Raw genomic sequence first — 23,900 nt, forward strand, 5'->3', positions numbered from 1 at the left:
GTTACTCACCGCGAGTTTTACCCAGTCATATTTTTGTTACGTCATAAAACATAGTAGTTTAATAAAAAAGCCTCAATTAAGAGGCTAACTAACTTGTTTTTATTTTAAAAAATTCTTATCTGCTGCATAAAAATAATTATGACATTGATACATTACTCTTGAATTGTAACTTTTAAACACTTCATCATCATTTACAAATTTATTAATTCGTAATGAGAAGGATTCAATTTTATTTACTCCTCTATTTTTCATAGTAGCTAAAATATCGGCTGGTATATGCATAAATTTAGATAAGTTATCTAAGTTATTTTCAATAAAAATAAAGTGTATAAATGCATTTTTTGTCAAATTAAATTCATATCCAAAACCATCGCCTTGTAAAGCAGCTGACCAATCAACATGCCCCCTATCTGAAAGCAGACAAACCTCTTTATCATGAGTAGCAAGATGGATTCCTATACATATATTTTCAGGGTTAAAAATATTCTTAATTATTTCAGGTGCAAAATTTAGATAGTTTCCATTACTAAGCCTAATAGGAACTACCATATAGAATATAATTTTTAACCATTTTGTAAACTGTATTTGGTTTATGCTAAATTCAGATAAGACTGATTCAGGAACTTTTAAAGTGTCTATCTTTTCGAAGTAATGAGCTAAATTTTGATCTAGTGGAGTATAGTTACAAAGATTAAAATACGTGTTAATCGTGGATAAAATACAATAGGGATTACGAATTACATTCATTAATTTTGCATTAAACAAAGTAAGAAGAATCTCTTTATCCAGTTGTTCACTAGCTAATACCTCTTTCGTTAATTCTTCAATTTTTTCTTCTAATTTACAAAAGTATTTTTCAAAATTATCTCTCGTCCCATCATCAAATATTTCTAATGAATACAAGTCATTAAAAGTTAGATTTTTTTCAATCTTTACCCCATCTTCTACACATATTTTATATTCCTGTGTATCACGGTTAAGAGATTCAAATTCATATATGCGTCTTTTCTTTTTATCAATCGATGGATCTATGCAATTGAGTTTCTGCTCTACCTGAGAAACATAATGTTGATTACGAGTTTTATTATTAAACAATAGACTTTTCCTTAATTAAAATTTCTAAGCTATTTATAAAAAGGGATTATAACGAGAGTTAAACAGACGTTCATACTCTAAAAGGATTTTGTTTGTTTTTATTTCTTAGGAATCTTTGCGATTTTGCGATTTCACCCTGTATTCCTTGCTATGTAAGGCTTTCTATTTCGCAACTATACCTTTTTTGATTTTGCGATTTGCGATTCTTAATAGCATTTTTAATGAAATCGCAATAGAATCGCAAACTGTCACAATGCTATCGCAATTAGTTTGCGATTCTTAAACCCTTATATGGAAAGGCATACAAAGGAAAATCGCAAAATCGCAGTTATTCTAGTAGTAAGGGATTTAATTCAATATGTGCTGTCTTATTGATAGTCACTAATCGAACATAATTAAGTTCAATCAACTCGCTTAAACATGGGTCGAATGCTTTAGCCTTTCTTAAATGTGATGGTGCGCCTTTCAATGCAACAACCTTAGGGATAGAAGAAACCTTATCTGTATTACATTTGCGAATAATCCACCGAATCAACTTCTCTGTATCACTTTCCGCTTTGACTTCAATATCTGTATACATTGCCCACTCATTTAATGAATGCTTAATAACTCCACAAGCTCCTTGTAGGGTTTTGCCATCGATTTCCTGTAAGCCCTCAAAATATGCAAATACAGTTGCTAAACGGCGTGCTAATTGGCTTGCACGACTGGCAAATGCCTGTAGGTATTCATAGCATTTACCTTTGCCCTGTAACTCCTCAAACATATTGTAAAAAGCAAGGTCTATTTCTCTTGCTTGTTCACTCATTGGAATGACGTATCTACCGTTATACAGCTCTTGATCTGCATGAGGACGAGGGCAGCCATCTAATAAGTATTCGCAACGTGTCCAGTAAGCAATTAAGCGATGGTCATGATTAGCATTTTTATTTTGATAGACTGCATCCTGTAGCCGTGTACCTGCCAAGTTCTCAGGAATAGTGAGAATAAATCTAGGTAAAAAGCCTTGTCCTCTTAACACTGGGTCTTTCAGTGCATCGGCTAATACTTCATGCTGTCCTTGTAGATTAAACGTCAGGCGAACGTCATAAGCACGACCACTACCGTTTAAATTGGACTTTGAGCGCGTTCTTTCTACAAAACCATCATCAAATAACTTGGCATAGCCTCCAATGGCTTGAGTACGTGTGTCACCTTTCATTGTATAGCCACCAAAAAATTGACCTGCTTCATCACTGGCAATAGAGGCATTATTGAGTACACCGTCCACATAAAGCCCTGCAATAGATTCAAGCGTAATGTCACTATATAACGTACTGGGGTCATGTGGTGGTGGGTTCTCAGCGCAATAGGCTTCACGCTCTTTTTTATTTAATGAAGCCTGTTCACTTTTCCATTGCTCAAGGTCACTGCGATATGATTCGTATTGCATTCGTTCATATTGAATAATGGCTTTATCTGCCATATTACGGCTTGTACTTTTACGGCTTCCGCTTTGTCCCTCAGTCAATAAATATAGGCTGCATGGTTCACCTAGAGCATTAAATGGGTGTGGTGCATTTACATGAGCTTGGGCAATATGGGACATCGCGCCAATAACACACTGAGCAGCCATTGCAATAGGGGCTTGCACATATTCAGCAATGGCAAGTACAGCCTCTTTCGCCAATGGTGGCAAGGCATGAATAGGATAAGGTGTATTGGCTGCTGTTTCGGCTTGTGCCAATGGCAATAACTCGCCCCATTGACCGTGTTTAGGCAACAAAGCAATCGCTTCATGAATAAAAGCTTGTACTTCCTCAGTGTCATTATCTTTATTCAACTCAGTAAAAAACTCGCTTTCACCGATCTTGATATATTGATTAAGTAAACGGACAGGGGTGTTTTGTTTAAGCTGCTTAAATGGATCAAGCTGTATCTGTTCAGGTCTGACAGGCATGTATAACTGTTGATAACCTGCTTTAGACAATTGCTGAATGACATATTGTATTTGTTCAAAATCAAATGCTTTGAGTTCTGTTAGATTCTTACTAGTGAGATTAGGCAACATGACCAGTACAACGGGATAACCTGTCTGAGCCACTTTAAAAAATGCCTCTACATCATGGGTAATGATGACAGGTTTATTCAGGTGTAAATCACCATAACAGGCAAAGCCTTTTGCTAAACCATCAGGGATGATTTGAACGCGCTGTTTATCTTGTAATACCGCACATTGTACGAGTTCCAATTGAGTGTTATAGATCGGTAGAATTAAGGGCTGCTCATACATCATGCCGTTAATATCTACATTGCATTGGTCTACATAGATCGGCTGTAATGGACTACCAAAGCGTTCAATGATGGGATGGCTTAAATATGTGTCATTCGATGGATTAAGTACCGTGCAATTTGCTAAGATTGAATCAGGTTTGATGGTGGAGGCGGTGATATTCATAATGTCACCGCCTTTTTATTTTGTGAATCTTCAAAAGCTAGTGGTAAAGCCTTTTCAATTAACTGTAGCTTCACTTTTATGTCTAAAAGAAGATTAGCAATAAGATCATTATTGAACTTATTAACCACTTGCCCGTCTTGATTTTCAAAACAGCTCCAAGTAGCCAATACTAAACTCATAGACTGATCTAATAAGTTTTCAACAATATCTTTAGCATTCGCACTGTTTGCATTAGGGTGTATTACAAAAAAATTATTAACTAATCCTAATGATAATTCTAAATTTTTAGAGTTGATTTGTTTAGGCATGATTGCCTCCTAGTAATTTTGAGTTGAGAATCACGCTAATTTGAGAGATTAGGGTGAGGGGATTCACTCTCGGCTTACTAGAACCGCCCTGCATATTAGGCATAGCCATATTTTGCAATGTCATCCCCTCATAGAGGGATTGCAGCCTTGTGTGTGTAGCTGAAACACTTGCACCCTGTATTTTGAGCATAGATTGAGAGCCTATGCAAAATTTAGGCACAATAAAACCACAATGACGCTGTGGGGTGACGCTAGTAAGTTTTGAGAGGTCTACAGCATAAGCGGAACGTCCACAGCTTGCAATAAGAAAAATAGCAATTGCCCAAACGAAAGCGAGTTTTAATAGGTTTAAGTATAAATCCAGTTTTGGATTGATCTTTAAAAACAACATGCTATACACCTCCAAACAATGTAGACAAATTGACGTTATAAACGTCTAACCATGCTTGTGATGGGTAGGTATTTACTTTTCCGTAACGATCATCATGTACCTTTTGAGGTTTTACACCATGAGATTTACACCACTTGTTTAATGGTTGCCATGTATAGGTTTGACCTGTTAAACGCTCAACAGCTAAAACGGTGGCGTTCTTTTTGCTTTGCCCGATTTGATCTTTTAAGCGTTGGTTTTCTTGTACGGCATTACTTGCCGTTGCCATTGCTGTAGCGGTCTTTTTATTACTGATATATGCTTTGGTCTTAACTGCTATTTCACGTTCAAGTTGTGCCTGTTGGAGCTGCTCATGGGTATCGGCTAATGCTCGTAATGCACTTGGTAGGTCTTGGGGTAAATTAAAAACAGGGTTCAACTGTTGTTCCAATTCTTGCCATCTATCCACGATATGCGCCGTGAACTCAGGTGATAATCGAGCAACAATAATTAATGAATCTCTCTTACTACAAAGATATTCAATATAGGTCTGATTGTTCTGTGGATGCACATATTCTTGGGGTGTCGTAGAATTTACGATACCCCCATCAATCAATGAACGAATAAGTTTTAATACATTGTCATGTGGTTTGTCTGTCAGCTCTGTAATAATACGGCTAGACATCGTTAATATTGTTGTTAATTGGTTCATAAATTAAGCCTCCAATTCTGCATTGGCTAGGCTTTTCATTTGATTCTTATGCCACTCAACGAGTTGGGCATAATCGAAGTAAACAGGGGATTGTTTTGTTTCACCTGTCTTAATTGCTTTGGGGAAGGTACTGTCTGTACAGACTAGATGGCGTAATGATTCACGACTTATATCTAGGATTTGGCAAACTGTTTTAAATTGAACTCGGATTGGTTTAATAGTCATAAAAATGCCCATATATGAAAAGATATGGGCTTAGTATGTTTATGATTTTATTAAGTAACCCTAGTTAGGACTAAGCAGTATCCTAGGTAGGATTTTGGGAATTTGCCTTTTTTAGCCATGAGGCAACATTTTCATCACTTGGAAATTTATCAATACCTAGTAATTCGGCTTGTGTTTTTAATGATTCATATTGTGCATATGGTTTTGAAGTATCGATTTTTGCTTGAGTTGATAAGGCTAAAATCAATTTTGATACATTATTTTCAGCTCTTGTACTTCCTAGTTTGGATTTATTTTCAGTAGTTTGGATTAATTCCATCTCTTTAATTTTCTGCTCTTTCTCTAAAAGTTCGGCTTTCAGTTTTTCATTTTCTTTTTTGAGCTGGTCAATTATTGAGTTTTGATCTGTGAATTCATTTTTTAACTGGTCATTAAAGCCATCAATAATTCTACCTTTACTAGATAGATATTCTTTTAACTGTGTGGATGAAATAGGTTCGGATAATTTCCCTGCATATATAGCTGAATTTAAAAAATTATACGCTTCATTAAAACTTGGATAATTTTGATCAAAATCTGTATCATTGAAACATCTATTCATTAGGATAGGGTTATCGTTGCTTAATATACATGATGCTTCTACTAGTGAAAATATATCATTCAAATACAATAAAGGGACTTCTTTAGTTTGCATTAACTGGGATTCAGGCTGTAATTCTGTAGAACCACAGTTTTTATTAGTCTTATGATTTAATGCTCTCATAATAAAACTATTACTAAAAAATTGTTTCTTATCCCAATACGTTGATTGGCTTAGTTCTGAATATCTATCAAACCCACTAATAGTTGTCTGTGGAAAAAGTTTTTCTATTTCTATATCAACTATTTCTTTGAGTAATGAATGAGCAAAATTATCACCTGACCATGTTTTATTAGGTATATCTGTAAAGCTGGATTGGATTATTTTACAATCATAATTTTCTTTATAACTATCGAGATCAATATGGATGTTTTTATTAAGCAGATATATAGCAACGTCATAAATATTTGAATTTTTTGCCAACAAATTTATAGCATTAAATAGACTAATATAATTTTCGTCATTTTCTTGATTAATTAAATTCTGCAAACTCATACATGCTTCCCATAGCATCACCCAAAATAGACAAGACTAAGCCAATCAGATTGGGTATCTGACTTTCGGGGATCAACCTAGACTTAGCAAACTGAATATAAACGATATTTAATTATGATTGTGCATACTTTGGTATATTATGCGACATCAGTTGTCACTTAGCTTTCTTAAATTGGATAATGCTTTGGTCTGCAATCTCTTCCAAATAATTTGCATACCACTGCATCATATTGGCTCTGTCCTCTAAATACTGAGCCTTGTTATAAACACCTGCTACACCATCCTTTACGTGTGCCAATGCAGCTTCAATATGACGCTCATCAAAACCACGATTATTTAAAAGGGTACTTGCAATGTGCCTAAAGCCATGTGGAGTTTGTCGTCCCTCATATCCCATACGGCGCAAAGCCATAATGAAAACGGTATCTGATTTAGGTTTACTCTTGTCTGATCTACTTGGAAATAAAAACTCAGAATTAGTTTCATACGTTTTTAATTCTTGCAGAATGGCAACGGCTTGTTTTGATAAAGGCACAACATGCTCACGGCGTTTCTTCATACGTTCTTCAGGGATATTCCATATAGCATGATCAAAGTTGAACTCATCCCATTTTGCTTGTCTTAATTCACTTGGACGACAAAACAACATTGCCAAAAGCTGTAAACCGATTCTTACGTCCATCGTAGGGTAGTTATTAATGGCTCTGATCAATGTCGGTAACTCCTGTTCACTGACATGCGCCATGTTTTCTTTTTTACCTTGTTGCAAATACTTTTGAATACCCTCTAAAGGATTGTAGTCAATACGACCAGTGACCTTTGCATAGTCATAAATATCTCGGCACATTGCCCGAACTCGGTTGATCTGTTCATAGATGCCTTGCTTCTGTTGAATACCTTGTAAATGATTCATCCATTCAATCGGCTTGATCGTGGTATACAAGCGTTTGCCAAAAACAGGGAATATGTGCTTTTCCAATGCGCCTTTATTTCGGGTCATGGTGTCATTCACCCAAGTATTTACTTTGGTGTCTAACCATTCTCTAGCCAATAATTCAAAAGTAGCATTATTTTGTTCTAACTCTTGGCGTTTACGTTCTTGTTTTGAAATAATTGGGTTTTCACCCTTAGACACATCATCCAAAAGTTCTTTGGCTTTCTTACGTGCTAATTGTCCACTGATTTCAGGATAGCCACCTAAACCTAGCCATGACCACTTACCATCAGGCTTTTTATATCGAAGTTGCCATGACTTATTACCATCAGTTTTGACACGAATGTATAAACCATTGCCATCGAGTTCCCGATACTCTTTTAATTCAGGTTCAAGATTGGAAATTACAGTATCAGACAAAGGACGGCGTTTTATTTCTGATCTTTTCATTTATCCGTGTATCCCTTGAGTTCAATATTTCTCAAAGGATACACAAGGGGATACATGGAAAGCAACACTATAGCTAGTTATGTTTGGTTATGTTTAGGCAAGAAAAAAGGCTTAATCCCTTTAGAATCAAGCCTTTTGTCTTTAAAACTTGGCATATTTTGCCATGTTTTGGAAGGTATTTGGTGGAGATGGCGGGAGTTGAACCCGCGTCCGCCAACACTACACTCGAGAATACTACATGCTTAGATATCGTTAATTATTTTAACGACAAGTGACCCAACGAACAGGGTACAAGCCGCGATCCTCTAAGTTTGGTATAAAGCCCCGAGGCTTGACTTTATACGGACTTGTGTGCGTGCGCTTCGGTCGGGTTCACTGACCACAAGTATTCAGTGAAGCGGACAAACTGCCCTTAGGCAGCTAGAGCGTAAGATTCGTCGTTTGCGACTAAAATATGCAAATTTGATTTACGAGAGAAAATGCGCTCTCGGCATGCATCTATGAGCTTCATCATCAGCGTCGAAGCCAAAAACATCCCCTAGATAACAATGCAATCATAACATACATGTTGAAAATTACGCAGTGAATTTACGACATTTAAGTGAAATGATGCAATTGCTTACATCATTGCGTTAATATGAGTATTTTTCAAGGGTCAAAAACAAAAAAGATGAGCTATTTACTCGCACTTGATCAAGGAACAACCTCTAGTAGAGCAATTATTTTTGATGAGCATGGAAAAATCCATGCAACCGCACAACGTGAAATACAAATCAAGACCCCTAAATCAGGTTGGGTAGAGCAAGATGCGCAAGAAATTTGGACGACTCAAATTGCTGTGGTACAACAAGCAATCGCATCTGCACGATTATTAGCCAAGGATGTCAAAGCTTTAGGTGTAACCAATCAACGTGAAACTACTGTGATTTGGGATAAACGTACAGGTCGAGCTTTAGCTCCTGCAATTGTGTGGCAAGATCGGCGGGCAGTAGAGTGGTGTAATGACTTACTACAAAAAAACTATTTAGAAAAAATACAAGATAAAACAGGTTTAAGAATAGATCCTTATTTTAGTGCTGGAAAATTAGTATGGTTATTGGAAAATATTGATGGACTCAGAGCACTTGCAGAGCAAGGGCATGTGGCTTTTGGTACAATTGATAGCTGGCTGATTTGGAACTTAACGCAAGGTTCAGAACATGTCATTGAAGCCAGTAATGCATCTCGAACAATGTTGATGAATTTAAAAAGTCAGCAATGGGATGATGAACTGATTGAGTTATTTAATATTCCACAATCAGTTTTACCTAAAATTATTGATTCAGATCAATATATTTCCAACACAGCAGCAGGTTTATTGGGTGCTGAGATTCCGATTGCAGGTATTTTAGGAGACCAACAATCTGCATTATTTGGTCAGTCATGTTTTGAAGTCGGAACAGCAAAAAATACCTATGGCACGGGCTGTTTTATGCTGTTTAATACAGGTCATGACATTCAATACAGTCAAAATCAATTATTAAGTACATTGGCATGGCGCTGCCAAAATCAGTCGAATTATGCACTTGAAGGCAGTGTGTTTATGGCTGGTGCGATTGTACAATGGCTTAGAGATGGTTTAGGCATTATCCGAAATAGCACTGAAGTCGAAAAATTGGCGTGTAAGGTGAAAGATACCGATGGTGTTGTATTGGTTCCTGCATTTACGGGTTTAGGTGCGCCACATTGGGATAGTGAGGCGCGTGCTTTACTTTGTGGTATGTCACGAGGTACAAATAAATCTCATATTGCACGAGCAGCTTTAGAATCCATCGCATTTCAAGTTTCAGATGTACTGACTGCCATGCAATCTGATATTTCACAACCATTAAAAGAGCTGCGTGTAGATGGTGGTGCAAGTCAAAATGATATGCTCATGCAATTTCAAGCAGACATTTTAAATGTTCCTGTACTGCGCCCTAAACTTTTAGAGTCAACGGCTTGGGGTGCAGCAGCGATGGCAGGTTTGAAAATGGGGGTATTTTCAAATCTAAATGAAATCTCTGAGTCTTGGCAGTTAGACCGAGCGTTTGAACCCAATATGCAAGAAGATGAACGACAGTTCCATTTACAACAATGGAATGATGCTTTGCAAAGAGCAAAAAGTCATTAAATGATTTACAGGTGCTTATTTCATTCATTAACCTAAAAAAGATGCTGATTATTTACAGCATCTTTTTAGATCTTGGATTTAAACGGTATTGAGCGCTTCAAAGCGAAATGAAGCGCCTCGGTGTTCTTCTGGTAAATACGCCCCACGCCCAAAAAGCTTTTCACGTAAAGTTCCTTCACGATAATCTTTTTGATAGACGCCGCGTTTTTGTAGTTCAGGAACAACATATTCCACCACATCTTCAAAAGTTTGATGCGCCAAGATATACGCTAAATTAAGTCCATCAATGTCTGTATCTTCAACCCATTCCTGTAAACGATCTGCCACAGTATGAGCAGCACCGACAATAACAGGTCCATTACCACCCACACTTGTCCATTTTGCGATTTCTTCAATCGTCCAAACTCGATTTGGGTCAGCTTTAACATAAGAATTTAATAAAGACTGAATCGCATTGGTTTCAATATATTCAACTTGATCAGTTGATTGATATTGAGAAAAATCTACACCTGTCCAACCAGAAACTAGCGTTAGTCCACCATCATAACTGCCATAGCTTTGATATTCTTCAAATTTACTTTGTGCTTTAGCATCAGTTTCATCAACAACAATAGAAAGCATGGTATAAATTAAAACGGATTTTGGGTCTCGACCTTCTTCGACCAGTTTGGAACGAATGCCTTGTACAAGTTGTTTAACCGCAGTTTTGGTGGGTGCAGAAATAAATACACATTCAGCATTTTGGCTTGCAAAACTTTGACCACGATGAGAAGCACCTGCTTGATATAAAACAGGTGTGCGCTGTGGTGATGGTTCACAAATATGAATGCCTGGGACTGTAAAATATTGCCCTTCATGTTCAATGGGATGAACTTTATTGAAATCGGCAAAAACACCACGCTTTTTATCACGTATTACGGCATCATTTTCCCATGAACCTTCCCAAAGCTTATATAAAACTTCTAAATATTCATCAGCGATATCATAGCGATTATCATGTGTAACTTGAGTTTTTAAACCAAGATTTTTCGAACCACTTTCTAAATAAGAGGTGACAATATTCCAACCTGCACGTCCTTTGGTCAGATGGTCTAAAGTACTCATCCTTCTTGCAAAAGGATAGGGATGCTCAAATGAAATGGATGTTGTTACACCAAAGCCTAAGTGTTTGGTGACAGCTGCCATTGCAGGCACAATCTGTAAGGGATCATTGACTGGAACTTGTACTGCACCTGTTAGCGCATGTTGAGCATTGCCATGATAAACATCATAAATGCCTAAAACGTCGGCAAGAAAAATACCATCGAATTTACCGCGTTCTAAAATTTTAGCTAAATCAGTCCAATATTCTAGATCTTTATACTCTGTAGAACGATCAAGCGGATGTCGCCATAAACCAGGTGATTGATGCGCAACACAATTCATTTCAAAAGCATTAAAGCGGATTTGTTTGGTCATAATAATAAAAATCTTAGTGGATATTTTTATCTTATAAAAAATAAATGCATTATTTTATATTTAAAGCTGAGATATAAATCTGTTTTTTTACTTATGAAAATACTTGTAAATGATATCAGTTAATCTTTTTATTTATAAATAAAAAGATTTTTTACTTAATATTTTGATTATTAATTGAATATTTCTTATTTTTAATTTTTTTATTCTATTTAAAATGAATTGCTTTTCATCTTAATATATAAGTGAATAATAATATTGGTGCTAGTTTTAATATAGAAAATCAAACTAGGGAAATCTAAATGACAGCAAAGATTAATATCCAATTAAATTCAGCAGAAAATATTCCAAAAGAATTTTATTTATTAAAAAATAAAGCACATATTATTCAAAATGATGCTGAGGCAATCCAAATTGCTCAAAATTTGGCGCAAGAATTTAAAAAGGAAGCAGCAATTCGAGACCATGAACGGCGTTTACCCTTAATCGAAATTGAAAAATATTCACAGTCTGGTTTATGGGGAATTACCATTCCTAAGCAATTTGGTGGGGCAGGTGTGAGTTATAAAACGCTTGCTGAAGTTGTGAAAACGATTTCGAGTGCTGACTCTTCATTGGGGCAAATCGCCCAAAATCATTGGGCTTTTGTTGAACATATTCGTTTAGATGCAACACTTGAACAGCAAGCTTTTTTCTTTGATCAAGTGCTACAAGGACATCGTTTAGGTAATGCATTTTCAGAAAAAAGTTCGAAAACTGTTGCAGATTTAACCACAACAATTGAATTTAAGGAGGATCATGCTGTAGTAACGGGTCAGAAATTTTTTGCAACAGGTGCACTTTTAGCACATTGGATTCCTGTGGTTGCTGTGAGTTCTGAAGGAAAACCTTTTGCCGCTTTAATTCCACAACATCGTGAAGGTTTAACCATTAGCAATGATTGGAGTGGTTTTGGACAGCGAACAACGGTGAGTGGTTCTGTCACTCTAGATCATGTAAAAGTTGATTTGGAAAATATTGTTCCAATTTATCAAGCCTTTGAACGTCATACTGCGGCAGGTGCTATTTCTCAGTTTATTCAAGCCGCAGTTGATGCGGGCATTGCACGTGGTGCAATTCAAGAAACCATTGATTATGTACGCCAATATACTCGCCCTTGGATTGATTCTGGTTTAGAAAAAGCGACAGATGATCCTTATACCATTGCCAATATTGGCGAATTAAAAATAAAACTACGTGCTGCTGAAGCTGTTTTAGACTTAGCTGCATTGGCAATAGATGCGGCTTTAGCCGAACCTTCTGAGCATCATGTTAATGAAGCAACTTTGTTAAATGCTGAAGCGAAAGTATTAACCACCGAAATTGCGTTATTAGCAGCCAATAAATTATTTGAACTTTCGGGTACACGTTCTACTTTGTCAGAATTAAATTTAGACCGTCATTGGCGCAACGCAAGAACACATACTTTGCATGATCCTGTACGTTGGAAATTAAATATCGTAGGCAATTATTATTTAAATGATATTCCACCACCACGTCATGCTTGGAGCTAATAGGAGAATAACAATGACAACATTTACACAAAATCATGAGCTTTCTTTGGGTGGAAACTATGAGCAAGTTGCCCAAAAGTTTCGCCCAATTTTTTCTAAAATTGCAGAGGGTATTTTAGAGCGAGAAAAAAACCGTATTTTACCAACCGAGCAAATTGAGTGGTTGAAGCATGCGGGCTTTGGGGCTGTGCGTGTCCCTGTACAATATGGCGGTGAAGGTTTATCTCAACGTCAGTTATTTCAGCTACTGATCGAATTAGCAACGGCTGACTCAAATATTGTACAAGCATTGCGTGGGCATTTTGCTTTTGTGGAGGATCGTTTGGTTGTCCATAGAGATTCTTCCCAAGAAATTTGGTTTAAGCGTTTTGTACAAGGTGATTTGGTGGGGAATGCATGGACTGAAATTGGCAAAGTTGAAATTGGCGATGTCGTTACACGTGTTTCACAAAATCAACAAGGTAAGTTAGTGGTAAATGGTGAAAAATTCTATTCAACAGGAACTATTTTTGCAGATTGGATCGACCTTTTTGCTTATGATGAAACCTTAGATCAACATGTGATTGCGGCTGTATCGACACATGATCAGGGTATTTTGATAACAGATGATTGGGATGGATTTGGGCAAAAAACCACGGGCAGTGGCTCACTCAAAATTAATCAAGTTCCGATTGAGCGTGATCATATTTTGTCATTTGAACAGCGTTTTAAATATCAAACAGCCTATTATCAAGTCTTTCATTTAGCCACTTTGGCAGGTATTGCATTGAGTGCAGTTGAAACTTTTTCAGAGGAAGTTCGCCAACGCACACGTATTTTTAGTCATGGCAATGCAGATCTGGTTCGTCATGATCCACAAGTCTTACAAGTGATTGGTAAAGCATCTGCACAAGCTTTTGCGAGTCAATCTATTGCATTAACAGCGGCAGAAACTTTAGATACCGCATATTTAAGTCATTTTCAAAATAATGATATTTTAGATCAAAAAGCCAACAATGCAGCTGAGCTAGAGTCATCACAAGGGCAGGTGGTGATTGCAGATTTGGTTTTAGATTTAACTACATCTTTATTTAATGCTTTAGGCGCATCTGCAAGTACAACAGCAAAACAATTAGACCGTTTTTGGCGTAATGCACGTGTAGTTTCTTCACATAATCCACTTATTTATAAAGAAAAAGTGATCGGGGATTGGTTGGTAAATCAAACACCTTTACCTTTTGTTTGGCAGATCGGAAATAGCCCATTGGCAAAACATATTTCTGCTTAATATCCGTACTTGGCTAATTCGGAGCTTTCATTTTACAATGAAGGCTCTTTTTTTATGGTGATCATCTAACAAGTGGCGTTATAACATAAATGTAAAATAGAGAATGAAAAGATGGAAATTTCACAGTTTAAAATGCCAAGATAAGTCTAAAAAGCAACAATGAAACGAAAAAATAAAACCCGCTAATTTGGGCGGGTTGAATTCAATTCTAGATGAGTATTTTTAGTTTAAGCAACTTGTACAGGAATACAGTTCGCTGTGTGATTGACTGTATTGTCTGGATTTGCATATACAAGACGTGGTTTATGTGCATCTGCTTCTGCATTGGTAAAGTCACCAAATGTTGCGATAATCATTAAATCGCCAACATCAGCTTGAAGTGCAGCACCGCCATTAACTGAAATAATGCCTGAACCTTCTTCACCACGAATCGCATAAGTTGTGAAGCGCTTACCATTGGTGACATTCCACATATGAATTTCTTCATATTCGCGGATACCAGCTAAATCTAAAAGAATGCCATCGATTGCACAAGAACCTTCATAATGTAATTCTGCTTGTGTAACGACACAACGGTGGATTTTAGCTTTTAATAAACGAGATAGCATGGCTTGCGTCTCCTAGTTGTCCTACGACAGTTATATGTAATTAAACAATAACCTTTACAATGGGATACTTTCGAAAGCGCATTTTGCTCTTAAAATAACCACATAGCAAGAAAAATTGTTTAACAAAGCTTTATTTTAATAAATGGAAATCAAGGTTTATATGCATTGATTTGATTCATTGCTTGTTGAATCTCACCATTGACTAAAAGTTTAGCCTTACTTAAAGCATGATGCAGGGCATCATCCATTAAATTTTGCTCACTACTTGGTGCACGACCTAAGACATGCCCAGAAACTTTTTCTTTTGAGCCGGGATGACCGATACCAATACGTAAGCGATGAAAGTTTGCACCAATATGTGGGACGATATCACGTAAACCATTGTGACCACCGTGACCACCACCTGTTTTTAAGCGAATGATACCTGGATCCATATCCAATTCATCATGTGCGATCAAAATTTCTTCAGGTTTAATTTGGTAAAATTTGGCGAAAGGTACAACACTTTGACCGACAAGGTTCATAAAGGTTGTTGGTAATAACAGACGAACGTCTTGACCTTCAATGTTACCACGACCACTGATGCCTTTATATTTAGGATCAGCTTTGAGTTGAATGCCATATTGTTCTGCAAGGCGTTCCACGAACCAGAAGCCAGCATTATGGCGGGTTTGGGCATACTCAGAACCTGGATTACCCAAACCGACAATCAGTGAAAGTTTACTCACTCATTTACACCATTTAACACTTATGCGCGTTTGAAGTCAGCGTGCATTGGCGTGTTTTTAGCAGGGTGACGTTGTAACGCTTGGATTTTAACGCTTTCAACTTTACCTTCGATGTTGATTTCAACAACTTCTTCAAAGAAAGCATTGCTTTCTAAAGCTTTAACAAGCTCACGAAGTTCTAAAGTAACTGCTACAGGCTCAGCAGCACCACCGTAGATGATTGCTGGAACTTTAGCTTGATGACGAAGGCGGCGGCTCGAACCTTTCCCTTGAACTGCTTCTTCACGTGCTACTGCATTTAATACGAAGTTTGCCATGATTAGACATCCTATTTAAGTTTAATTGACTGAACTTTCGACCAGTCCAGTGATAGAAAGCCCCACCAAAGGGCAGGGCTTTGAAAATTTCGCGCTATTATAGATAAGAATCAAACATTGCGCTAATAGATTCTTCGTTGTTGATACGACGAATTGTTTCAGCAACCATACTTGCTACTGAAACTTGGCGAATCTTACCAAGTTTTAAAGCTTCTTCAGAAAGTGGAATGGTGTCAGTAACAACCAATTCATCAATCACAGATTTACTTAAATTTTCAAGTGCTTTACCAGAAAGTACTGGGTGAGTTGCGTAAGCAACCACTTTACGAGCACCAAAAGTTTTGAGTGCATCAGCAGCTTTACACAATGTACCTGCTGTATCGACCATGTCATCGACAATCACACAATCACGGTCTTTCACATCACCAATCAAATGCATCACTTGTGATTCATTCGCTTTTTGACGACGTTTATCGATGATTGCAAGATCAATATCACCCATTTGTTTTGCAACTGCACGTGCACGAACTACACCACCAACGTCAGGTGAAACCACCATTAAGTTGTGATGCTGTTGTTGACGTAAGTCAGCAAGTAACGCAGGTGTACCGTAGATGTTATCTACAGGAATATCGAAGAAACCTTGGATTTGGTCAGCATGCAAGTCGATCATCACCACACGGTCAATCCCAACTGTTGTTAGCATATCTGCAACAACTTTTGCGGTAATTGGAACACGTGTAGAACGAGGACGACGGTCTTGACGAGCGTAACCGAAGTAAGGAATCACGGCAGTGATACGACCAGCACTTGCACGACGCAAAGCATCAGCCATAACCAAGATTTCCATAAGGTTGTCATTGGTTGGGGCACAAGTAGGCTGTACGATAAATACGTCTTTACCACGCACATTTTCAGTAATTTCGACAGTGATTTCACCATCAGAAAATTTACCTACGGCAGCAGCTCCCAATGGGATATGCAAATGGCTTACGACTTTTTGGGCGAATTGCGGATGCGCTGATCCACTAAAAACGACAAGATTGGGCATGAAGCACCCTTGGCGGTTGGCAAAATTTGAAAATAGATGGCAGGGGCGGCTGGATTCGAACCAACGGATGCCGAGATCAAAACCCGGTGCCTTACCACTTGGCGACGCCCCTAATGCGGCAGAATTTTAGTATTTTTGCTTGTTCATGTCAAGGAATATCGACATTTTAAACAAATTACCATGTTCTGTCTTTTTTGAGAAAATGGCAGGGGCGGCTGGATTCGAACCAACGGATGCCGAGATCAAAACCCGGTGCCTTACCACTTGGCGACGCCCCTAATTTGATGTGTTGTTCTTTCATACTCTGTAATGGCAGGGGCGGCTGGATTCGAACCAACGGATGCCGAGATCAAAACCCGGTGCCTTACCACTTGGCGACGCCCCTATTACAGTGATGAACAAACATCTACAGATGAAAATGATGGCAGGGGCGGCTGGATTCGAACCAACGGATGCCGAGATCAAAACCCGGTGCCTTACCACTTGGCGACGCCCCTATCATTACACTTTAACATGAATCAGTGGTGATTCTTTTAAACTATTAACCAAGTAAGCTTTACATGGTGAATTTTTTAAAATCTCATCAGTGATCATATGTTCAGTGACTTCAACAAAAACACAAGCACCTGTACCTGTTAACTTTGCTTTACCGAACTGATCTAAGTATTGCATCGCTTCATTTACTTCTGGATATAATTTTTGAGCGATAGGCTCAAAGTTATTTCTAAAATTAAATGAGTTTTGTTGATAGGCGCAAAATTTAGTGGGCTTTGTATCTCTTGTCAATGTTTTTTGTGAAAAAAGCAACTGAGTGCTGATAAAACAATCAGGTTTTAACACAATGTATTGTTTTTGAGCTAAGTCTATGAATGTTAAGTGTTCGCCAACTCCCTCTGCCCAAGCATTTTTACCATGAATAAAGATGGGAACATCAGCACCTAATTTTAAGCCCAATTCAGCCAATTGTTCAATATTTAATCCGCATTGCCACAATTGATTGACGATGAGCAGCGTTGTTGCTGCATTAGATGAGCCACCACCTAGACCCGCACCCATCGGAATATTTTTTTCAATGTTAATTTTTAAACCCGTTTGCTTTTTTGCATAAGGCTTTAAAATTTGTGTGGCTTTGTAGATTAAATTTTGTTCCAAATCGACATTGCTTAAACCATCAATTGTGATTTGAGCGTGATCTGTTTGTTGAAATTCCATCCAATCATATAAGTCGATGAGCTGAAAAATAGTTTGCAACTCATGATAACCATCAGCACGACGGCCTGTGATATGTAAAAATAAATTGAGCTTAGCAGGGGAAGGGACACGAATCATGAGAGCCTAAACTTATATCAATTAGCGGTTTTGAATGATCATTGTAATACGATTTTCTTGTCCTGCTTCAAGCGCTTGCTTTAAAATCAACTTATTTGGCAAGTTCGCTGCATCGTTGTAGCTTAAATCAACCGTCCAACCATCTTCTTCAATTTTCATAGGGCGTTGTTGTGAGTCTTTTTGTACAATTGCCGCTGTGGTTGCAGGTTTTGCTTGTACCCAGTCAATAATATGTGTGATTGGTGCGATCCAGCCTGTTGCTCGTTCAAGTAGCTCTTCAGGCGTTTCTGCAGTAATTTCTCCAGTTTTTGAGCTGTTTAATGTCACTTCACCCGATTTGCCTTGAATAACAGTTTTGCCAATACCTAAAATTCCAGTGAGTTGAATGTCAAAATTTTCGTTATTTTGTTGCCATGTATAAAAAGCACTGCCTGATTGTTTAGGTGTTTTAACGCCAATTTTCCCTTCAAGCTGAAAATTTTGAGCTGTTTCGATCTGGGGTGGATTTTGTTGCGGCTGAACATATTGTTGACAACCCGTTAAAACAAAGACTGCCATAGTTATAGATGCAAAAGCGGTTTTAGCGATGAAGCGCATAAAGAAATTAACTCTTATTTAAGTGTTGGGGTAACAATAACGAATCAAGTTGATGTAATTCAGCATCATTTGGATGATTTTTTTTGAGTTGTTGTAACACTTGATTAAATTTGTCGAGAGAACCTTGCATATATAAAGATTTTGCATAACGTAATCCAATATTGATGCTGCCACTCATCTCATAAGCTTTTTGTAAGACTCGAGATGAGGTCGTAAAATCATTTTGCAAAAAGGTAATATAGCCTAAAGTATCTAAAATAGAGGCTTGTTCTGGCGCAAAATCAAGCGCTTTTTCAGCATAACTCCGTGCTTCTTTTAGGCGGCGGTTCTGTAAGGCTAAAGTGTACGCATAAGCATTTAAATATGTTGGACTATTGGGTTCTAAAATAAGTAATTGTTTGAGTGCTTTATCTAGCTGATCTCTATTTTCATAGGGATCTAACAATAAAACTTCTGAATAAAGTAATTCTGGATCATCGGGTAAATTATGCACTGCTTCATTGAGTAAGCGTAAGGCTGCTTTTTTATTGTTCATTTTTTTTAGAATTTCAGCTTGTGCTTGATATAAAAAACTCGCATGTTGTGGATAATTTACACGCTCTTGCGTTAAAAAACGCAATACATCATTGAGTTTACCTTGATGGTCATAGATTGAAATGAGGTTACGCCTAGAAACGGTATATAAATTTCCATCGACTAAGCGATAATATGCTTTTGCTGTTTCAAGTTGTTGTTTGCGCTCTGCATTTACAGCAAGGTAAAAATAGGCATCATTTTGATATTTACTCGAATAGCGCAATTCGACTAAATATTGTTCAGCTAAGTCATATTGTTTAAGGTCAATCGCTGTTAAGCCACCGATAAATAATGCTTCCTCAGCATTTGGCCAAGTTTTAATAATTTTTTCGAGTTTGTCTAAAGCTTGTTCAGATTGGTTGATTTTGATCAGATAACGCACCTCAGCCAAACGAACTTCTAGGTTGTATTTATGTTTACGGCTACTGTATTCAAACCATTCTAAAGTCTGTTTTTCATCGCCTAAAGCCATCAAAAGATTGGCTTTCATGAGAATAAAGCCTGTGACTTTAGGGCGTTTTTTAAGTGCTTTATTGACTGTTGCTAAAGCAGTTTCAATTTGATTATTTTGTGCTTCAAGCCCTGCAATTAAAATGAGAACAGAGGGATTATTTTTCTCTTTGCTTGCATATAAGGTATTGAGTAGATTGAGGCGATCTTCTTCTGATTCGGGAGTGATTCCTGCTAAAATTTGCTCTAGATCAGCATTGGCATCAATATTTAAAATATGATCTAAGGTTTCAGCAGCAAGTTGATATTCATGTGCTTTGAGTGCGATATGAGCTAAATAAAATTTAGCTGGCACATCTTCAGGCTCTTGTACAACCCAATGTGTTGCAATATCGAGTGCTGCTTGCAAATCATGTTGCTCAATCGCAATGTCTAATGCACGTTGTTTAATTGAAGTTGAATTATTTCGAATAGCAAGTACGGTATAGTTATGTAGTGCAGTTGGTGTATCATGATACGCTAGGGCAAATTCGGCGATCATGGTTTGTTTTAATGCTTCTGTATTATAATTTGCATGATACAATCCTCCAGCCGCTTGAAGATGAGCGCTAGAAGCCATACTACCGACAAGTAAGAATGTGGTAGAATATTGCTTAATTGTCGTGCCGTTAATTCGGCTGCTTATTTGACGCAATTTTTCTTTATCCAAGTATGCTTTTTATGACACCGTTATTGCACAATAACATAAATTTAGCGAAATGATGATCTGATATGTCTTTCTTTGCATTGGGTGTCAACCATCAAACTGCTTCCGTAGAGTTACGTGAAAAAATTGCGTTTAATCCAGAGCGATTAAGCAATTTGTTTGCAGGACAAGGTCAACATCACGAAATGAACGATATGGTGGTGGTTTCGACCTGTAACCGTACCGAAGTTTATGCCATGGCTGAAAATGCTGATATGGTATTAGATTGGCTTGCCCAATCAAATGGTATTGATGTAAAACAATTGTCAAATCATGTATATCGTTATGAAAATACAGATGCTGTTTCACATCTCATGCGTGTTGCAAGTGGTCTTGACTCTTTAATGTTGGGTGAGCCTCAAATTTTAGGTCAAGTAAAATCTGCACTTGCTTTGGCAAAAGATGCTCATATTGTTTCGCAAAATCTAAATCAAATTTTTGAATATGCATTTTATGCAGCTAAACGTGTACGCTCTGAAACTGCGGTGGGTAGTCATGCTGTTTCGATGGGTTATGCTGTTGCTCAGCTTGCATTACAAGTATTTAGTAAACCTGAAAAACTGACTGTAATGGTGGTTGCAGCAGGTGAAATGAACAGCTTAGTGGCAAAACATTTAGCTGAAATGGGTGTTGCTAAAGTTCTTATTTGTAACCGTGGGCGAGAGCGTGCTGAAAAGTTAGCACAAGAAATTGCACATCGGGTTGAAGTTGAAATTATTCCATTTTCAGAATTAGCTGAAAATTTGCATCGAGCAGATGTCATTTCAAGTTGTACAGGTAGTTTGTATCAAGTCATTTCTTTTGCAGATGTGAAGACAGCTTTGAAAAAGCGTCGTTATCAACAAATGTTATTGGTTGATTTGGCTGTGCCACGTGATATTGATTCAAAAGTTGAAAGTTTAGATGGTGTGTATTTGTACGGGGTTGATGATTTACAATCGGTAATTGATGAAAATTTAGCACATCGTCGTCAAGCGGCGGTTGAAGCTGAAGTGATGGTCAATCAACTCGTGATACAGTTAGTGACACAGCAAAAAATTAATGATGCAGGTGAAACAATTCATGCCTATCGTCAACAAGGTGAAAATTTAAGTCAGCTTGAACTACAAGATGCGTTGCAACGTATTCAAACAGGCGAAAATACGGAACAGGTTTTAAAAGATTTTCAACATCGTCTGACACAAAAACTTTTACATCCTACTTCAATTTTGCTACGCAATGCTGCTAAAGATGAAGACCCTTCACATTTTGAATGGTTGAAAGAAAATATTCAGGATATTTTTGCTAATGGTCGTAAGGTGAAGTTGAAGCCTTGATCTTAAATATATTTGATAAAATATGTGAATAAAAAAGACCGATCTTTTGATCGGTTTTATTTTTAGATTAACTATGCACCAATTTTAAACTAATTTTCTTGGTGAGTTCATTGAGTTGTCGACGTAAATTTCGCATTTCAATGAGCGAAGAAGGAGATTTGAGCTTTTGTTTAACATATTTCTCTTGTAAGGCGAGAGAATAATCTGAGGCGAGTTTATCTGCCATTTCTGGTGAATCAGTTAAAGCTTGAATATTTGTACGTTGTATAATTTCTGAAAGTTGCAAATGATAGGCACTACATGCGCCTAAAATATAATAGGTTGCAAGTTCTTGATCATCAGGTAAGTCATCAAAAATCACATCAAAGATCGTTAGAATTTGTGCAATAAAATCATTGGGTTGAATAAAAGCACGTAACACTTCAAAATGAATATAGAGAAAAGGATGCTGCATTAAAATTGCAATAGCAAATTCTTCATTACCTGTATTTTGCGCAAAAGATAAAGTTGCGTCTAAGCTGACTTGAGGTTGCCATTTTTTGTTAAATCCAAGCTTTTCACGGAAGAACTGACGTAATAAATAGCGATATGAACCTTGTTTAGGCAGCAGTTCAATCAATTGATTGAGTTCAGCCATGACCTGACTTTTACCTTCAGGTGTTGTAATTTCATAGTTTTGGCTGAGAAGTGCAAACAAAAAGTCTGAAAGTAAAGGCGCGTTTTGCCATAAGCGATGGAAACTTTCTACGCCTTCTTTGCGGATCAGAGAATCTGGGTCATGCTCTTTAGGTAGGACAAAAAACTTAAGTTCTCGTCCGTCATTAAGTAAGGGTAAAGCAATTTCTAGTGTTCGACGAGCTGCTTTTTGACCTGCGATATCACCATCAAAAGCAATTGTGATTTGATTATTTTGTTTAAATAAAATTCCCAGATGGTCTGCATTACTTGCAGTACCTAGCGTAGCAACAGCGCCTGAAATGCCATATTGTTGTAAGGCAATGACGTCCATGTAGCCTTCAACCATGAGCCAGTTTTGAGCACGTTCTTTACGACCTTCATATAAACCATAAAGTAGCTGATTTTTATGGAATACTTCAGAGTCAGGCGAGTTGATATATTTAGGTTTAATATCATCATTGAGCGCACGACCACCAAAGCCAACCACACGACCTTTACTGTCTCGAATAGGAAAAATTACACGATCACGGAGTAAGTCAAAGTCACGACCATTATCACTGGTGCGAATTAAACCCAGCAATCTTAAGCCTTCAATATCTTGTGGGAAGGCTTTTTCTAAATGTTGCCAATCTTCAGGTGCATAGCCCAAACGCCAATATTGGATTGTATTTTTACCTAAGCCCCGATGTTTAAAATACTGTTGAGCACTTTGACTTGAAGGCAGTTGTTTTTCATAAAATTGCGCTACATTTTCTAAAAGATCATACAAATTCCCTTCTTGTGGAATTTGTTGATCACTCATCATATTAAACTGAGTTGGATCAAAATCTTCAGGGTCAGGATATTGGCTGAATGCTTCAAAAGGATCAATTTCAGGTGCAATATCGTTTTGGTTTAGATCAGGTGTTTTAGATGGTGCAGTAAAATTAGGCGCTGTTGATGGTTTTGCAGCTTCACGCTTATAAGATATTTTTTTATTGTCTTGATTATCTTTAGGTAGCTCAATACCTGTTTGATTGGCTAAGTCTTTCATCACATCAACAAAGTTGCGATGATCAATATCCATTAAAAAACGGATCGCATTACCGTTCGCTTGACAGCCAAAACAATGAAAATATTGTTTATCACGATAGACATGAAAGGAGGGCGATTTTTCCTGATGAAAAGGGCAGCAACCTGAATAAGTACGTCCTGTCTTTTTCAATTTCACACGTTGACCAATCAGATCGACAATATCAGTTCGATCTAAAATTTGATCAATCGTGTGTTGAGGAATTGCCATAGGTCAAAGCCAAATATACATCTAAAAAGAAGCGGGTCGATAAGTTTAGCTTAGATTTAGCAAGGCGTATATGCGTATTGAATTTGCTTACACATAAAAAAGGCAGAATTTAATTCTGCCTTTTGTATAT

21 protein-coding genes, 4 tRNA genes and 1 other RNA gene are annotated in these 23,900 nt (G+C 37.4%); 4 read left to right on the forward strand and 22 right to left on the reverse strand.

All coding sequences use genetic code 11. The features are described 5' to 3' along the window. Window positions 1-99: 99 nt before the first annotated feature. From C9E89_RS02880 to ssrA, 9 genes are all read right to left on the reverse strand, one after another. A complete protein-coding gene (locus tag C9E89_RS02880; RefSeq protein ID WP_107006943.1) occupies window positions 100-1,095 on the reverse strand; it encodes a hypothetical protein in 996 nt (331 codons plus the stop codon). A 328-nt stretch (window positions 1,096-1,423) separates the two neighbouring features. Further along, complete coding sequence (locus C9E89_RS02885) at window positions 1,424-3,532, reverse strand: DUF3987 domain-containing protein (protein ID WP_107006944.1); 2,109 nt, start codon at window positions 3,530-3,532, stop codon at window positions 1,424-1,426. After that, window positions 3,529-3,840 (reverse strand): hypothetical protein, encoded by a 312-nt coding sequence (locus tag C9E89_RS02890; RefSeq protein WP_107006945.1) that lies wholly within the window; start codon window positions 3,838-3,840, stop codon window positions 3,529-3,531. The genes C9E89_RS02885 and C9E89_RS02890 overlap by 4 nt, the downstream gene beginning before the upstream one ends. Then, window positions 3,833-4,231 (reverse strand): hypothetical protein, encoded by a 399-nt coding sequence (locus tag C9E89_RS02895; RefSeq protein ID WP_228198967.1) that lies wholly within the window; start codon window positions 4,229-4,231, stop codon window positions 3,833-3,835. The genes C9E89_RS02890 and C9E89_RS02895 overlap by 8 nt, the downstream gene beginning before the upstream one ends. Window position 4,232: 1 nt before the next feature. Next, complete coding sequence (locus tag C9E89_RS02900) at window positions 4,233-4,922, reverse strand: Rha family transcriptional regulator (protein WP_107006946.1); 690 nt, start codon at window positions 4,920-4,922, stop codon at window positions 4,233-4,235. A 3-nt stretch (window positions 4,923-4,925) separates the two neighbouring features. After that, window positions 4,926-5,147, reverse strand: coding sequence for a transcriptional regulator (locus C9E89_RS02905; protein WP_107006947.1), 222 nt, complete (start codon window positions 5,145-5,147; stop codon window positions 4,926-4,928). Between the two features lie 82 nt (window positions 5,148-5,229). Continuing rightward, window positions 5,230-6,282 (reverse strand): hypothetical protein, encoded by a 1,053-nt coding sequence (locus C9E89_RS02910; RefSeq protein WP_107006948.1) that lies wholly within the window; start codon window positions 6,280-6,282, stop codon window positions 5,230-5,232. Window positions 6,283-6,436: 154 nt separating this feature from the next. Then, a complete protein-coding gene (locus C9E89_RS02915) occupies window positions 6,437-7,666 on the reverse strand; it encodes a tyrosine-type recombinase/integrase (RefSeq protein WP_107006949.1) in 1,230 nt (409 codons plus the stop codon). Window positions 7,667-7,846: 180 nt separating this feature from the next. Further along, window positions 7,847-8,205, reverse strand: a transfer-messenger RNA (tmRNA) gene (ssrA, locus tag C9E89_RS02920). A 131-nt stretch (window positions 8,206-8,336) separates the two neighbouring features. Between ssrA and glpK the strand changes: the two genes are divergently transcribed. Then, window positions 8,337-9,818 carry a glycerol kinase GlpK gene (gene glpK, locus C9E89_RS02925; RefSeq protein WP_107007110.1) on the forward strand — a complete coding sequence of 494 codons (1,482 nt, stop codon included), beginning with the start codon at window positions 8,337-8,339 and terminating at the stop codon, window positions 9,816-9,818. A 78-nt stretch (window positions 9,819-9,896) separates the two neighbouring features. Here glpK and C9E89_RS02930 read toward each other — a convergent pair whose 3' ends face one another. Then, window positions 9,897-11,276: an LLM class flavin-dependent oxidoreductase gene (locus C9E89_RS02930; RefSeq protein WP_107006950.1), complete on the reverse strand. Its 1,380-nt coding sequence runs from the start codon at window positions 11,274-11,276 to the stop codon at window positions 9,897-9,899. 299 nt (window positions 11,277-11,575) lie between these two features. Between C9E89_RS02930 and C9E89_RS02935 the strand changes: the two genes are divergently transcribed. Together C9E89_RS02935 and C9E89_RS02940 are read left to right on the forward strand one after the other, a co-directional pair. Continuing rightward, window positions 11,576-12,826, forward strand: a complete 1,251-nt coding sequence (locus C9E89_RS02935; protein ID WP_107006951.1) for an SfnB family sulfur acquisition oxidoreductase — start codon at window positions 11,576-11,578, stop codon at window positions 12,824-12,826. A 13-nt stretch (window positions 12,827-12,839) separates the two neighbouring features. Next, window positions 12,840-14,093 (forward strand): acyl-CoA dehydrogenase family protein, encoded by a 1,254-nt coding sequence (locus C9E89_RS02940; protein ID WP_107006952.1) that lies wholly within the window; start codon window positions 12,840-12,842, stop codon window positions 14,091-14,093. A 227-nt stretch (window positions 14,094-14,320) separates the two neighbouring features. Here the strand turns inward: C9E89_RS02940 and panD are convergent, their stop codons facing one another. The 11 genes from panD to C9E89_RS02995 form a co-directional block, all read right to left on the reverse strand. After that, entirely contained in the window at window positions 14,321-14,701 is a 381-nt protein-coding gene (panD, locus tag C9E89_RS02945; RefSeq protein ID WP_004722504.1) for an aspartate 1-decarboxylase, read from the reverse strand. 149 nt (window positions 14,702-14,850) lie between these two features. Further along, window positions 14,851-15,429: an aminoacyl-tRNA hydrolase gene (pth, locus tag C9E89_RS02950; RefSeq protein WP_107006953.1), complete on the reverse strand. Its 579-nt coding sequence runs from the start codon at window positions 15,427-15,429 to the stop codon at window positions 14,851-14,853. A gap of 20 nt (window positions 15,430-15,449) precedes the next feature. Beyond that, the gene (rplY, locus tag C9E89_RS02955) at window positions 15,450-15,746 is read right to left on the reverse strand and encodes a 50S ribosomal protein L25 (protein ID WP_107006954.1); all 297 of its coding nucleotides are present in this window, start codon (window positions 15,744-15,746) and stop codon (window positions 15,450-15,452) included. 97 nt (window positions 15,747-15,843) lie between these two features. After that, window positions 15,844-16,797, reverse strand: coding sequence for a ribose-phosphate pyrophosphokinase (locus C9E89_RS02960; RefSeq protein ID WP_107006955.1), 954 nt, complete (start codon window positions 16,795-16,797; stop codon window positions 15,844-15,846). A 37-nt stretch (window positions 16,798-16,834) separates the two neighbouring features. Beyond that, window positions 16,835-16,909: transfer RNA gene (locus C9E89_RS02965), tRNA-Gln, on the reverse strand. A gap of 91 nt (window positions 16,910-17,000) precedes the next feature. Further along, window positions 17,001-17,075 (reverse strand) — tRNA-Gln (locus tag C9E89_RS02970). Window positions 17,076-17,107: 32 nt separating this feature from the next. Continuing rightward, a tRNA-Gln gene (locus C9E89_RS02975) sits at window positions 17,108-17,182 on the reverse strand. Window positions 17,183-17,219: 37 nt separating this feature from the next. Beyond that, window positions 17,220-17,294 (reverse strand) — tRNA-Gln (locus C9E89_RS02980). Between the two features lie 4 nt (window positions 17,295-17,298). Then, window positions 17,299-18,126: a 4-(cytidine 5'-diphospho)-2-C-methyl-D-erythritol kinase gene (gene ispE / locus C9E89_RS02985; protein ID WP_107006956.1), complete on the reverse strand. Its 828-nt coding sequence runs from the start codon at window positions 18,124-18,126 to the stop codon at window positions 17,299-17,301. Between the two features lie 21 nt (window positions 18,127-18,147). Next, on the reverse strand, window positions 18,148-18,723 hold the full coding sequence (lolB, locus tag C9E89_RS02990) for a lipoprotein insertase outer membrane protein LolB (protein ID WP_107006957.1): 576 nt from the start codon (window positions 18,721-18,723) through the stop codon (window positions 18,148-18,150). A 7-nt stretch (window positions 18,724-18,730) separates the two neighbouring features. Beyond that, a complete protein-coding gene (locus tag C9E89_RS02995; protein ID WP_107006958.1) occupies window positions 18,731-20,443 on the reverse strand; it encodes a tetratricopeptide repeat protein in 1,713 nt (570 codons plus the stop codon). A gap of 77 nt (window positions 20,444-20,520) precedes the next feature. On the opposite strand from C9E89_RS02995, the gene hemA reads away from it, so the two are divergent. Further along, complete coding sequence (hemA, locus tag C9E89_RS03000) at window positions 20,521-21,810, forward strand: glutamyl-tRNA reductase (RefSeq protein ID WP_107006959.1); 1,290 nt, start codon at window positions 20,521-20,523, stop codon at window positions 21,808-21,810. A gap of 67 nt (window positions 21,811-21,877) precedes the next feature. Here hemA and C9E89_RS03005 read toward each other — a convergent pair whose 3' ends face one another. Continuing rightward, window positions 21,878-23,770 carry a DNA primase gene (locus C9E89_RS03005; protein ID WP_107006960.1) on the reverse strand — a complete coding sequence of 631 codons (1,893 nt, stop codon included), beginning with the start codon at window positions 23,768-23,770 and terminating at the stop codon, window positions 21,878-21,880. Window positions 23,771-23,900: the final 130 nt, after the last annotated feature.

Origin of the sequence: Acinetobacter sichuanensis (assembly GCF_003024515.2) — a bacterium.
In the GTDB taxonomy this organism is placed as follows: Bacteria; Pseudomonadota; Gammaproteobacteria; order Pseudomonadales; family Moraxellaceae; genus Acinetobacter; species Acinetobacter sichuanensis.